The sequence below is a fragment of the Streptomyces albidicamelliae genome, from assembly GCF_025642175.1.
GTDB classification, from domain to species: Bacteria; Actinomycetota; Actinomycetes; order Streptomycetales; family Streptomycetaceae; genus Streptomyces; species Streptomyces albidocamelliae.
In genome coordinates, this window is record NZ_CP106795.1 from 2,720,465 (window position 1) to 2,732,509 (window position 12,045).

Below are 12,045 nucleotides of genomic sequence, written 5' to 3' on the forward strand. Positions count from 1 at the left end.
CCCCGTCGACGGGCTGCCGCCTTTTCCGGGGCGGGTCCGCGGGCCCGTCCGCGGCCCTGTCGGCGGGCTGTCGGTGAGGTGTCGGCCGGCTGTCGGTGGTTTGTCGGCGGGCCCTGGCACCGTCTTCGGCATGACGCGAATCGATGACAACCCCGCCGGCGAGCGCCCCGCCGTGACCGTACGGGGGCTGGTCAAGCACTACGGCGAGACCAAGGCGCTGGACGGAGTCGACCTGGACGTCCGGCAGGGCACCGTGATGGGTGTGCTCGGACCGAACGGCGCCGGCAAGACCACCCTCGTGCGCATTCTGTCCACCCTGATCACCCCGGACGCCGGAGAGGCCCTCGTGGCCGGCTACGACGTCGTACGGCAGCCCCGGCAGCTGCGCCGGGTGATAGGCCTGACCGGCCAGTACGCCTCCGTGGACGAGAAGCTGCCCGGCTGGGAGAACCTCTACCTGATCGGCCGGCTGCTGGACCTGTCCCGCAAGGACGCCCGGCTCCGCGCCGACGAACTGCTGGAGCGGTTCTCCCTCACCGAGGCCGCCAGGCGCCCGGCGAGCACGTACTCCGGCGGTATGCGGCGGCGGCTGGACCTCGCCGCCTCCATGATCGGCCGGCCCGCTGTGCTGTACCTGGACGAGCCGACCACCGGGCTCGACCCCCGCACCCGCAACGAGGTGTGGGACGAGGTGAAGGCGATGGTCGGCGACGGCGTCACCGTGCTGCTCACCACGCAGTACATGGAGGAGGCCGAGCAGCTCGCCTCCGAACTCACCGTCGTGGACCGCGGCAAGGTCATCGCCAAGGGCGGCATCGAGGAGCTGAAGGCCCGCGTCGGCGGCCGCACCCTCAGGGTGCGCCCGGTGGACCCGCTCCAGCTGCGGCCGCTCGCCGGGATGCTGGACGAGCTGGGCATCACCGGCCTCGCGACCACCACCGTGGACAACGAGACCGGGACGCTGCTGGTGCCAATCCTCAGCGACGAGCAGCTGACCGCCGTCGTCGGCGCGGTCACCGCGCGCGGCATCACGCTCTCCTCCATCACCACCGAACTGCCCAGCCTGGACGAGGTGTTCCTGTCCCTCACCGGCCACCGCGCCAGTGCCCCGCAGGACTCCGTGCCCACCGAAGACCGCCAGGAGGTCGCCGTATGAGCACCGCCACCCTGTCCCCGGCCGCCGCGGCCACCGCGAAGGCGGACACCCCGATCCCGGTGCGGGCCCATCTGCGGCACACCGGCGCGCTGATCCGCCGCAACCTGCTGTGGATCCGGCAGGACCCGGAGTCGATGTTCGACGCCATCCTGTTCCCGGTCGTCTTCACCCTGCTGTTCGTGTACGTCTTCGGCGGCTCCATCGGGCAGTCGCTGGGCGGCGGCCAGGAGCGGTACGTCCAGTACGTCATCCCCGGCCTCATGGCCATGATGGGCATGAACATGGCCCAGGGCGTGGGCACCGGCTTCAACCAGGACTTCAACTCCGGTGTCATGGACCGCTTCCGCTCGCTGCCCATCGGGCGCGGCTCCGTCCTCTTCGCGAAGATCGCGGTGGAGATGATGCGGATGCTGTTCGCGACCTGCGTGCTGATGGTGGTCGCCGTCCTCGTGGGCTATGACATCAAGCACTGGTCCGGCCTGCTGGCCTCGATCGGGCTGTCCGCGGTGTTCGGCTCGGCGCTGATGTGGGTCTTCCTGACCCTCGGCGTGATGATGAAGAGCGCGCAGTCGGTGCAGGCCATGGGCTTCCTGGTGCTGATGCCGCTCCAGTTCGGCTCGTCGATCTTCGCGCCCACCGCGTCCATGCCGGGCTGGCTCCAGTCGTTCACCGACTACAACCCGCTGTCCGCGCTGGCCGACACCGCGCGCGGCCTGATGGAGGGCGGTCCGGTCGCCCACGACCTGTGGGTCACCCTCATCTGGTCGGTCGGACTCACCGCGGTCATGGCGCCGGTCGCGATCCACAAGTTCCGCACCAAGGCCTGACCCGCCGGGACGGTCAGATCAGGGCGGTGGCCTCCACGAGGGAGAGGCCACCGCCCTCGGCGTACGCGGCCTCGTACGCGGGGCCGTCGAGTTCCTCCCGGATCCGGGCCTCGGTCATGTCGTACAGCCGGCGCTCCACCCCGGACAGCCCGTGGCCGGGCGGCAGGAAACGCATGGCGGCGGCCAGGCAGCGGGCCGCGTCGGCGGCCCGGACGCCCCCGTCGACGCGGGCCAGGGCCATCGCGGCGATGGTGAGGCAGATCGAGTTCATGTGCGGGGTGATGGCCTCCGACAGCGGGTCGGTGGCGAGCCGGAGCGCCCTGCGCACCCGGGGCAGCGCCTCCTCGCTCCGGTCGTCGAGGGCGTCCAGCCAGGCCTCCTGGCCGAGGATGATCGCGTCGAACACGACGAAGTGCGCGATCTTGAACTCCTCGCGCATCAGCCGGAGTTGCTCCCGGCCCTCGTCGATCCGTCCGGTCAGGCCGAGCCAGCAGGCGAGGAACAGCCGGGCGGCGGGCATCGCCTCGTTGTGGAGGCTGTCCCGGCTGGCGATGACCTCGCGCAGCAGGCGCTCGCCGCGCTCCAGCTCGCCCGACTCCATGAGCACGCTGCCCAGGCGGGAGCGCAGCACGGCCATCTGGGCGCGCGCGCCGAGGCGTTCGGCGTGGTCGATGGCCGCCTGGTAGTCGGCGGCGGCCTCACCGAAGGCACCCTTGCGCTCGCGGGCCTCCCCGCGGGCGGACAGCGCCTCCGCGGTGCCCCAGTCGTCGCCGAGGCGGCGGTACATCTCCAGGGCCTCGTCCGCGTCCCGGGTGGCGTCGCCGGCCCAGGCGGTGCGGTTGGCGAGGAGGTTGGCGCGCATCTGCAGGGCGCCGGCCAGCTCCCACTCGTAGCCCGGGGTGGCCCGGCAGGTCCGCACGGCCGCGTCGATGATGTCCCGCAGCCGTTCCAGGCCGTTGGTCAGCATCTCGGCGAAGAACCACAGCATGCCCGGGGCCCGGCAGGTCTGCGGCAGGCCCGGCTCGTAGACCTGGGTGATGATGCGCAGCTTCTCCTTCGCCTCGGGGGTCTGCCAGGCCTCCATCTCGGTGTCCATCATGGCGAGATGGGCCAGGTGGACACCGCGCCGGGCCTCCAGCAGGACCTCGCCCTCGTAGGGCGGCGGGGTGTCGGTGACGCGCCGCCACACCGGGCGGGCGCGCCGGACGGGTTCGGTGAACGGGTCCGGGCCGAGCGGCATCACCTCCTTGCACCAGGCGCGCACTTCGAGGCGCTGGTCGCGCATCTGCCAGAACCACTGGAGGGACAGCGTCAGGCACAGCGCCTCCTGCTCGTCGCGCAGGGCGACGGCGTGCCGCAGGGCGGTGCGCAGGTTCTCGTACTCCGTCTGGATCCGGTCGATGGCCGTGCGCTGCTCGGAGCCGCGCAGCAACGGGTCGGTCGTGCGGGCGAGTTCGCGGTAGTACGTGAGGTGGGCGCGCTCGGCGCCGGTGCGCTGCCCGGCCTCGTCGAGCCGTTCGGAGGCGTACTCGGCGACGGTCTCCAGGAGCCGGTAGCGCATCCCGCCCCGGGCCGCGGGGGCGGCCACCACCAGGGACTTGTCGACCAGGGAGCCGAGCGCGTCCAGGGCGACCGGGCCGCACACGGCCTCGGCGGCGGCGAGGTCGCAGCCGCCGGCGAAGACGGACAGCCGGGCGAGCACCTCGCGTTCGTCCGCGTCCAGCAGGTCCCAGGACCAGTCCACGACGGCACGGAGGGTCTGCTGGCGGGGCAGCAGGGTGCGGCTGCCGGAGGTGAGGAGCCGGAAGCGGTCGTCGAGCCGGTCGGCTATCTGCCGGGGGGTGAGCATGCGGAAGCGGGCCGCCGCGAGTTCGATGGCGAGGGGCAGTCCGTCGAGGCGCCGGCAGATCTCGGCGCACGCCTCGGGGTCCTCCTCGACGAGGAAGCCGGGCCGGGCGGCCGCTCCGCGCTCGGCGAGCAGCCGCAGCGCGACGGGCTCGGGCAGCGGCTCCACCGGGCGCACCAGCTCGCCGGGCACCCCGAGGGGTTCGCGGCTGGTGGCGAGGACGGTCAGGTCGGGGCAGCGGGCCAGCAGCCGGTCGGTCAGGCGCGCGGCGGCCTCGACGACGTGCTCGCAGTTGTCGAGGATGATCAGCATCCGGCGCCGGGCGCAGTGCTCCACGAGCCGTTCGAGGGGGTCGTCGTGCCGGTCGGAGACGGCGCGCATGGTGTCGGCGCCGGCACCGTGCAGCACGGTCTCGCGGGCGCCGATCGCGGTGAGCACGGCCTGTGCCACGGCCTCCGGGTCGTCCACGGGCGCGAGCTCGGCCAGCCACACCCCGTCCCGGACGGTGTGCCGCACCGCCTCGGCGGCCTCCTGGGACAGCCGCGTCTTCCCGGCGCCGCCGGGCCCGAGCAGGGTGACGAGGCGGGCCGCGGCGAGGTCGGCGCCGATGGCCTCGATGTCGGCTTCCCGGCCGACGAAGGAGGTGAGGCGGGCAGGCAGGTTGCCGGGCCGCGGTTGCGGTGCCGCCTCCGGCGTCGGCTCCGGGGGCGTGGCGTTCAGCAACTCGGCGTGCAGGGTGCGCAGTTCCGGGCCTGGGTCGGAGCCGAGCCGGTCCGCGAGCAGTCGTCGTACGTCCTCGTAGCCGGCGAGTGCCTGGGCCGGGCGGCCGGCGTCCCGCAGGGCGCGCAGCCGCAGCGCCTGCAGCGGCTCGTCCAGCGGATGGCCGTCGCACAGGGCGGTCAGCTCGGGCAGCGACTGCTCGGCCTGCCCGAGGGCGAGGGCGGCCGTGTGCCGGGCGCGCAGGGCGTCGAGACGGCGGGTCTCCCAGCGGGCCGCCTCGGCGGTGTGGCCGGGCAGGTCGGCGAGGACCGGGCCGTGCCACAGGGCGAGGGCGTCGTCGAGGACGACGGCGGCCTTGGCGGGGTCGCCGTCGGCGAGGGCGCGCAGACCGTCGCCGGTCAGCCGGTCGAAGCGGGTGAGGTCGACGTCGTCGGGCGCGGCGGTGAGCCGGTAGCCGCCGTCCACGGAGGCGACGGCGTCCGCGCCGAGGACCCGCCGCAGCCGGCCGACGAGCGCCTGGAGCGCGCCGCCGGCGTCGGCGGGCGGGTCGGTGTCCCACACCTCGTCGACCAGGACGGCGACCGGCACGGTCCGGCCGGCCCGGAGCGCGAGCACGCTCAGCAGGGCACGCAGGCGTGCCCCGCCGACCGGGACGGGCGTGCCGTCGGGGCGGACGGCCTGGGTGGTGCCGAGCAGGCGATAGCGCACGGGGTCCATTGTCTCCGGAGCGGTCAGGGGCGGTCGCCGGGTTCGTCCGGCTTGGCGTCGGCTGTCGGCCGGGGAAGGTCCACGGATCCCGTGGCGTCGAGTGTGACGACGGCGCCCACGGTACGCCGGACCCGGTACGGCACCTGCCGCGGCGGCGGCTCCTCGTCCTCCTCGAACCACTTGGGGCAGGCGTCGACGGGCTCCAGCGTCCGGCCGTCGGGGACCTCCTCCAGGCGGCGCCCGGCGGGCCGCGGGACCAGCGTGCCGGGTTCCGGCTCGGGGTGGTCGACGGCGAGCGGATCGTGCCGGGCCAGGTACTCCTGGTGCACCAGCTCGACGGCGTGCACACGGCCGACGGTGGCCCGGTCGGGTCCGCCGTGGTTCTCCACCCACGCCTCGGCGCCGTGCCCGGCGTTCCGGCGGCGGTCCTTGCGGCGGTAGGGCACCAGCCGCCACGCGACCTCGTCGCCCACCGCGAACGGTGTGCCGCAGCATTCCATCTGCCAGTCCTCGTAGAACACCCTCATCCGTGGCATCCCTTCACCTTCCAGGAACCGCGCGGCCACCGCGAGACGTTTTCCCCATGTGTCCGCGGCCGGTACGGTCGCAGTCCCCGACCGTCCCCGCCCGGACAGGAGCTTCCATGACCACCGCCACCACCCGCCACGGCGAGCGACGGGTCAGTCCCGTGTTCGTGGGGATCCTGGCCGTGACGGCGGTGACCGGCTGGGCCACGTGGACGGGGTTCGCCGCGCAGCCGGGCATCGCGGTGTTCCTGTTCGTGACCGCGGCCTGGATCGTCTCCCTGTGCCTGCACGAGTACGCGCACGCGCGCACGGCTCTGCACAGCGGGGACATCACGGTCGGCGCGAAGGGCTACCTCACGCTGAACCCGCTGAAGTACACGCACGCGCTGCTGAGCATCGTGCTGCCGGTGCTGTTCGTGATCATGGGCGGGATCGGTCTGCCGGGCGGTGCGGTGTTTATCGAGCGCGGCCGCATCCGGGGCCGCTGGCGGCACAGCCTGATCTCGGCGGCGGGCCCGCTGACGAACGTCCTGTTCGCGGTGGTGTGCACGGCGCCGTTCTGGCTGCACGCGCTGGACGGCGTCCCCCGCGACTTCCGGTACGCGCTGGCGTTCCTCGCGCTGCTCCAGGTGACGGCGGCGATCCTGAACTTTCTGCCGGTCCCGGGTCTGGACGGCTACGGCGTGCTCGAGCCGTGGCTGTCGTACCAGGTGAAGCGGCAGGTGGAGCCGTTCGCGCCGTTCGGCCTGCTGTTCGTGTTCGCGCTGCTGTGGGTGCCGTCGGTCAACAGCGCGTTCTTCGACGTGATCGACACGATCCTGCGCGGACTGGGCATCGACGTGCTCGACCGGTACTGCGGTCAGGAGCTCTACCGGTTCTGGCAGGGCACCCCGGAGAACTGCGCGCTCAGCCGGTGACCGAGCCGCCCTGCCCGCCGGCCCGGCCGCGCTTCACGTAGTACCAGGTCATGTTGGACGACAGGCCCGCCAGCAGCACCCAGACGATCCCCAGCCAGCTGCCCTGGACGAACGAGACGACCGCCGCGGCCACGGCCAGGACGCAGACGGCGAGGGTGTAGAGGGCGATGCGGGGCATGAGGGCTCGGCTCCTTGCGGGGGACACTGCTTCGACGACCAGTGTCCCCCATGTCCCGCGCCGCCCCGCCCGTGGCTCACACGTCGGTGACGCGGAGCCCGGCGTGCGCCTTGTACCGGCGGTTGACGGAGATCAGGTTCGCCACCAGCGACTCGACCTGGTGGGCGTTGCGCAGCCGGCCCGCGAAGACGCCGCGCATGCCGGGGACACGCCCGGCGAGCGCCTGCACGATCTCCACGTCGGCGCGCTCCTCGCCGAGCACCATCACGTCGGTGTCGATCCGCTCGATCTCCGGGTCCTGGAGCAGGACGGCCGACAGGTGGTGGAAGGCGGCGGCGACCCGCGAGTCCGGCAGCAGGGCCGCGGCCTGCTCGGCGGCGCTGCCCTCCTCCGGCTTGAGCGCGTAGGCGCCCTTCTTGTCGAAGCCGAGCGGGTTGACGCAGTCCACGACGAGCTTGCCGGCCAGCTCCTCGCGCAGCGACTTCAGGGTGTCGCCGTGGCCCTCCCACGGCACGGCGACGATCACGATGTCGCTGCGGCGCGCGGTCTCGGCGTTGTCGGCGCCCTCGACGCCGTGGCCGAGCTCGTCGGCGGCGGCCCGGGCACGCTCGGCGGCCCGGGAGCCGATGATCACCTTCTGCCCGGCGCGGGCGAGCCGGTGGGCGAGGCCCTTGCCCTGCGGTCCGGTGCCGCCCAGCACGCCGACGACGTACCCGGAGACGTCGGGCAGGTCCCAGGGGTCCTTGGCGGGGGCCTTCTGTGCGCTGTCGCTAGAGGTCATGGGCCCGACTCTACGTCCGTGTCCGGGCCCGCACCGGGTCAGGTCAGCCGGTGCACGGGGACCCGGCGGAAGGTGATCGTCTCGTACGCGCCGAAGTCTCCCGTCTCGTACAGCAGCCCGACCGTGTGCCGGTCGACGCGGACCAGGTCGGAGTAGGCGGCGGGCAGCCCGTCGACGGTGAACGCCGGGCGCCAGGTGGTGCCGCCGTCGGCGGAGGCGCGCAGGGTCATCAGGGCGCGGGCGGCGGGGTCGGCCGGGCCGGAGAACAGCAGCAGGTCGGGGTCGCGGAGCTGGAGGACGGAGGCCTCGCAGACCGGGGCGGCGAGGCCGGCCTGCGGACGGAAGGGCTTGACGAGGGTCCTGCCGCCGTCCCGGGAGTGGGCGTCGGCGCGGTTGCCGGGCGCGGGAGAGTCGTTGCGGGTGTTGAAGTAGACACGGCCGTCGGGGAGTTCGGCGGCGGTGGTCTCGTTGACGTTGACGTAGCCGTCGGTGTTCTCGTCCAGGTAGCCGAGGTACCAGCTCGCGCCGCGGTCGTCGCTGAGCAGGCAGTGGCCGCTGTTGTACTTCGCCTCCGCGCCGGTGTCGGTGCCGGTGGGCGGCAGGGTGTGGTTGGCCGGGACGAGGACGCGGCCGGAGCGCAGTTGGATCGCGTGCCCGGGGGTGGTGGCGTACCAGCGCCAGCCGGGTTTCTTCACGCGGGCGGTGATCTCCCTGGGCGCGGACCAGGTGACGCCGTCGTCGTCGCTGTGCCCCACCCAGACCCGGCGTCCGTCGGCGTCCTTCACCTGTCCGCGCAGGATGGCGGCCTCCGTGGCGCCGGCCGCGGCGCGGACGTGCACGAGCAGGACGCGGCCGGTGTCCAGGACGACGGGGGCGGGGTTGCCGGCGAGGTTCCCGCCGTTGCTCGCGGCGACCCGCAGCGGGCCCCAGGTGCGGCCGCCGTCGGTGGAGCGTTTCAGCACGATGTCGATGTGCCCGTGGTCGGCGGCGGAGTCCACGCGGCCCTCGCAGAAAGCGAGGAGGGTCCCGGCGCCGGTGGCGACGACCGCGGGGATGCGGAAGCTGGCGTATCCCTCGCGGCCCGCGCGGAAGGGGACGGTCACGTCGGTCATCGGGCGGCTCCTCACACGTACGGCAACGGTCCGTCCCCCATCCCCGGGTCGGGCGAATTCGGGGTGAACTCCGCGTCACAAGTGTCCGGTTGCGGCAGTATGCGGTCACATGGACGCCGTACGGGTCGCGTTGCTGCGGGAAGTGCTGGCCGGAACCGAGTGGCTGGGCGCCACCCGGCGGTTCGCGGGGGTGCTGCGCGGATCGGTGGTCGCGCACGGCGGCGGGCTGCTGCTGGTGGGCACACCCGACCACGAGCCCTGGCACCTGGCGGCGCACCTGGTGGACGAGGCGGCCTGGTCGGGTACGCCCGAGCTGGCGCCCACCCTCGTACGCCATCACGCACGTCCCTCCGACCCCGCGCACCTGGCGGTCGGTCCTGGCCGGATCGCGGCGGCGCGGCGCGGGGAGACCCTGCTGGTCGTGGCACCGGAGGAGCCGGCCGCGCTGCTGGAGCGGGTGCACGACGCCCGGCGGGCCGGGGTCAAGGTGCTGGCGCTGGGCGCGGGCGGCGGTGAGCTCGCGGCGATGGCGCACGACACGCTGGCCGTGCCGGAGGGCGCGGAACTGGACCTGGACACCGTGCAGCACCTGGTCAGCGCGGCGGCGGGCGAGAACGCGGGCTCCCCGCGGCCCGGCCGGGGCCTGCGCGACCGGCTGTCGCGGCTGGCGGAGATCCTGACGGCCCCGCCGCCCGCCCCCTGGTGACGTCCCCCGCGCCCCGGTGCGCGGGAAAAGCGGTTGCCCGGCGGTTCCGGCCGCACGAGCATGCACCGGTGACCCGAGCTCTCCTCCCCGATCTGTCCCCCTGGAAGGCCTCCGCGGACTTCCGGCGGCTCTGGAAATCCGGGTTGATCAGCAATTTCGGCAGTTTCCTGACCTTCGTCGCGCTCCCCGTCCAGCTGAAGGAGCTGACGGGGTCCGCGGCGGCCGTGGGGGCGATCGGCGCCGTGGAGCTGCTGCCGCTCGTCGTGTGCGGGCTGTACGGCGGCGCGCTCGCCGACGCCCTCGACAAGCGCGGGCTCATCGTGTGGACGGAGGCGGGCCAGGGTCTGCTCAGCGTGGTCCTGCTGGTCAACGCCCTGCTGCCGGGGCCCGCGGTGTGGCCGCTGTACGCGGTCGCCGCGCTGTCCTCCGCGCTGGTCTCCGTCCAGCGGCCCGCCCTGGACTCGCTGTGGCCCCGGATCGTCGCGCACGACGACATGCCGGCCGCGGCCTCGCTGAACTCGCTGCGCTGGACCGTCGGCGGGGTCGCCGGACCGGCGCTCGCGGGCGTGGTCGTCGCCTACGCGGGCCTGGGCTGGGCGTACGCGGCCGATCTGCTGACGTTCGCCGTGTCGCTGGCGTACGTCCTGCGGATCGCCCCCTCCCCGGCGTCCCACGAGGCGGCGAAGCCGAATCTGCGGGCCGTCGCGGAGGGCGCCCGGTACGCGTGGAGCCGCAAGGAACTCCTCGGCACCTACGTCGTCGACCTGGCGGCGATGTTCCTGGCCATGCCGCTCGCCGTGCTGCCGTTCCTCGCCGACGAGCTGCACGCCGAGTGGGCGCTCGGGCTGATGTACGCGGCCCTGCCGGCCGGGGCCCTGGTGGTCAGCCTGACCAGCGGCTGGACCTCGCGGGTGCACCGGCACGGGCTCATGGTGGTGCTCTCGGCGGCCGGCTGGGGGCTGGCGGTCGCCGCGGCCGGGATCTGCGGCAGCGTCTGGCTCGTCCTGCTCCTCCTCACCGTCGGCGGCGGCTTCGACATGGTGAGCGGGGTCTTCCGGGCGGCCATGTGGAACCAGACGATCCCGGACGAGCTGCGCGGCCGGCTCGCCGGGATCGAACTGCTCTCGTACTCGGTCGGCCCGCAGCTGGGCCAGGTGCGGGCGGGTGGTCTCGCCGCCTGGGCCGGGGTGCGGGCGTCGGTGTGGTCCGGCGGACTGGCCTGCGCGGGCGTGATGGGCCTGCTGGCGCTCTGCCTGCCCGGCCTCATGTCCTACGACGCGCGGACCAACGCGCACGCCGTACGGATGCGCGAGCGGCGCGCCGCCACCGAGGTGTGACCGGCGCCCGCCCGCCACCCCGGACGGGCGGAAGGACGGGCGGCCCGGGCGGACGGCGACGCGGGATCAGTTCTCGTCGGCGTTCCCCCCGGCGGAGGCGTCGTGCCACCGCGGGTCGTTCTCCCACTGCAGGTTGCGCTCGGCGGCGGTCTCCATCGCGTGCCGCGCCTCCTCCGGGCTGGAGTACGGTCCGAAGCGGTCCTTGCCCGGGCAGTCCGGGCCCTCCTCGACCTTCTTGTGCTCCAGGCAGTAGTACCACTCGCCCGGCTTGCCGGCGGTGCGCTTCTTGAACAAGGCCATGGACAGCTCCTCTCGCCACCGACATGTTCCCCCATGTCCGCTGGATAGACTCGCTGGCATGTCTGGCCAGTCGCTGCTCGTCCCAGGGGAGCTGTCCCCCACCCGTTCCGTGCCCGGAAACATCCGCCGGCCCGAGTACGTCGGCAAGCCCGCGCCGACGCCGTACACCGGGCCGGAGGTGCAGACCCCGGAGACCGTCGAGGCCATGCGGACCGCGGGACGCATCGCCGCGCGGGCGATGGAGGAGGCCGCGCGGATCATCGCGCCCGGCGTCACCACGGACCAGCTGGACAAGGTCGCCCACGACTACATGTGCGACCACGGGGCCTACCCGTCCACGCTCGGCTACCGCGGTTTCCCGAAGTCGCTGTGCACCTCGGTGAACGAGGTCATCTGCCACGGCATCCCGGACTCGACGGTCCTGCGGGACGGTGACATCGTCAATCTGGACGTGACCGCGTACATCGGCGGTGTGCACGGCGACAACAACGCCACCTATCTCGTCGGTGACGTCGACGACGAGTCCCGGCTGCTGGTGGAGCGCACCCGCGAGTCCCTCGACCGGGCGATCAAGGCCGTGAAGCCCGGCCGGCAGATCAACATCATCGGCCGGGTCATCGAGTCGTACGCCAAGCGCTTCGGTTACGGCGTCGTCCGTGACTTCACCGGCCACGGCATCAACTCGTCCTTCCACTCGGGGCTGATCATCCCGCATTACGACAGCCCGCACGCCACGACGGTCATGCAGCCGGGCATGACGTTCACGATCGAGCCCATGCTCACCCTCGGCTCCCACGAGTACGACATGTGGGACGACGGCTGGACGGTCGTGACGAAGGACCGCAGGCGCACGGCCCAGTTCGAGCACACGCTGGTGGTGACGGAGACGGGCGCGGAGATCCTGACCCTCCCCTGACCTCACCCGTAGCC

At 73.3% G+C, this 12,045-nt stretch carries 12 protein-coding genes; 6 read left to right on the plus strand and 6 right to left on the minus strand.

The window, feature by feature from the left end; all coding sequences use genetic code 11:
• The first annotated feature begins 130 nt into the window (after positions 1–130).
• Positions 131–1,156 (plus strand): ATP-binding cassette domain-containing protein, encoded by a 1,026-nt coding sequence (locus N8I86_RS12585; protein WP_123439735.1) that lies wholly within the window; start codon positions 131–133, stop codon positions 1,154–1,156.
• Complete coding sequence (locus N8I86_RS12590; protein ID WP_073893339.1) at positions 1,153–1,983, plus strand: ABC transporter permease; 831 nt, start codon at positions 1,153–1,155, stop codon at positions 1,981–1,983. Before N8I86_RS12585 ends, N8I86_RS12590 begins: the two co-directional genes overlap by 4 nt.
• Before the next feature lie 13 nt (positions 1,984–1,996).
• Here the strand turns inward: N8I86_RS12590 and N8I86_RS12595 are convergent, their stop codons facing one another.
• Complete coding sequence (locus N8I86_RS12595; protein ID WP_123438077.1) at positions 1,997–5,266, minus strand: AfsR/SARP family transcriptional regulator; 3,270 nt, start codon at positions 5,264–5,266, stop codon at positions 1,997–1,999.
• 14 nt (positions 5,267–5,280) lie between these two features.
• Positions 5,281–5,793 (minus strand): DUF6578 domain-containing protein, encoded by a 513-nt coding sequence (locus N8I86_RS12600; protein ID WP_263277789.1) that lies wholly within the window; start codon positions 5,791–5,793, stop codon positions 5,281–5,283.
• Positions 5,794–5,900: 107 nt separating this feature from the next.
• Between N8I86_RS12600 and N8I86_RS12605 the strand changes: the two genes are divergently transcribed.
• Positions 5,901–6,701, plus strand: coding sequence for a site-2 protease family protein (locus tag N8I86_RS12605; protein WP_073893347.1), 801 nt, complete (start codon positions 5,901–5,903; stop codon positions 6,699–6,701).
• Here N8I86_RS12605 and N8I86_RS12610 read toward each other — a convergent pair.
• From N8I86_RS12610 to N8I86_RS12620, 3 genes are all read right to left on the minus strand, one after another.
• Positions 6,691–6,879 carry a hypothetical protein gene (locus tag N8I86_RS12610; protein ID WP_073893349.1) on the minus strand — a complete coding sequence of 63 codons (189 nt, stop codon included), beginning with the start codon at positions 6,877–6,879 and terminating at the stop codon, positions 6,691–6,693. The two genes, N8I86_RS12605 and N8I86_RS12610, sit on opposite strands and share 11 nt — an antisense overlap.
• Positions 6,880–6,955: 76 nt before the next feature.
• Positions 6,956–7,660 (minus strand): NADPH-dependent F420 reductase, encoded by a 705-nt coding sequence (gene npdG / locus N8I86_RS12615; RefSeq protein ID WP_123438076.1) that lies wholly within the window; start codon positions 7,658–7,660, stop codon positions 6,956–6,958.
• Positions 7,661–7,698: 38 nt separating this feature from the next.
• The gene (locus tag N8I86_RS12620) at positions 7,699–8,772 is read right to left on the minus strand and encodes a sialidase family protein (protein ID WP_263277790.1); all 1,074 of its coding nucleotides are present in this window, start codon (positions 8,770–8,772) and stop codon (positions 7,699–7,701) included.
• Positions 8,773–8,881: 109 nt separating this feature from the next.
• Between N8I86_RS12620 and N8I86_RS12625 the strand changes: the two genes are divergently transcribed.
• Together N8I86_RS12625 and N8I86_RS12630 are read left to right on the plus strand one after the other, a co-directional pair.
• Positions 8,882–9,478 (plus strand): hypothetical protein, encoded by a 597-nt coding sequence (locus N8I86_RS12625; RefSeq protein WP_073893356.1) that lies wholly within the window; start codon positions 8,882–8,884, stop codon positions 9,476–9,478.
• Between the two features lie 68 nt (positions 9,479–9,546).
• Entirely contained in the window at positions 9,547–10,815 is a 1,269-nt protein-coding gene (locus tag N8I86_RS12630; RefSeq protein WP_073893358.1) for an MFS transporter, read from the plus strand.
• A gap of 66 nt (positions 10,816–10,881) precedes the next feature.
• On the opposite strand, the gene N8I86_RS12635 is transcribed toward N8I86_RS12630, so the two are convergent.
• Complete coding sequence (locus tag N8I86_RS12635; protein WP_073893360.1) at positions 10,882–11,115, minus strand: hypothetical protein; 234 nt, start codon at positions 11,113–11,115, stop codon at positions 10,882–10,884.
• Positions 11,116–11,173: 58 nt separating this feature from the next.
• On the opposite strand from N8I86_RS12635, the gene map reads away from it, so the two are divergent.
• Positions 11,174–12,031: a type I methionyl aminopeptidase gene (map, locus tag N8I86_RS12640; RefSeq protein ID WP_073893363.1), complete on the plus strand. Its 858-nt coding sequence runs from the start codon at positions 11,174–11,176 to the stop codon at positions 12,029–12,031.
• The last annotated feature ends 14 nt before the right edge of the window (positions 12,032–12,045 follow it).

Bases quoted from the DNA above. Each gene is read 5' to 3' on its own strand.
- N8I86_RS12625 (WP_073893356.1), top strand. From the start codon at position 8,882: ATGGACGCCGTACGGGTCGCGTTGCTGCGGGAAGTGCTGGCCGGAACC.
- N8I86_RS12620 (WP_263277790.1), bottom strand. From the start codon at position 8,772: ATGACCGACGTGACCGTCCCCTTCCGCGCGGGCCGCGAGGGATACGCC.
- map (WP_073893363.1), top strand. From the start codon at position 11,174: ATGTCTGGCCAGTCGCTGCTCGTCCCAGGGGAGCTGTCCCCCACCCGT.
- N8I86_RS12585 (WP_123439735.1), top strand. From the start codon at position 131: ATGACGCGAATCGATGACAACCCCGCCGGCGAGCGCCCCGCCGTGACC.
- N8I86_RS12605 (WP_073893347.1), top strand. From the start codon at position 5,901: ATGACCACCGCCACCACCCGCCACGGCGAGCGACGGGTCAGTCCCGTG.
- N8I86_RS12595 (WP_123438077.1), bottom strand. From the start codon at position 5,266: ATGGACCCCGTGCGCTATCGCCTGCTCGGCACCACCCAGGCCGTCCGC.
- N8I86_RS12635 (WP_073893360.1), bottom strand. From the start codon at position 11,115: ATGGCCTTGTTCAAGAAGCGCACCGCCGGCAAGCCGGGCGAGTGGTAC.
- npdG (WP_123438076.1), bottom strand. From the start codon at position 7,660: ATGACCTCTAGCGACAGCGCACAGAAGGCCCCCGCCAAGGACCCCTGG.
- N8I86_RS12610 (WP_073893349.1), bottom strand. From the start codon at position 6,879: ATGCCCCGCATCGCCCTCTACACCCTCGCCGTCTGCGTCCTGGCCGTG.
- N8I86_RS12600 (WP_263277789.1), bottom strand. From the start codon at position 5,793: ATGCCACGGATGAGGGTGTTCTACGAGGACTGGCAGATGGAATGCTGC.
- N8I86_RS12590 (WP_073893339.1), top strand. From the start codon at position 1,153: ATGAGCACCGCCACCCTGTCCCCGGCCGCCGCGGCCACCGCGAAGGCG.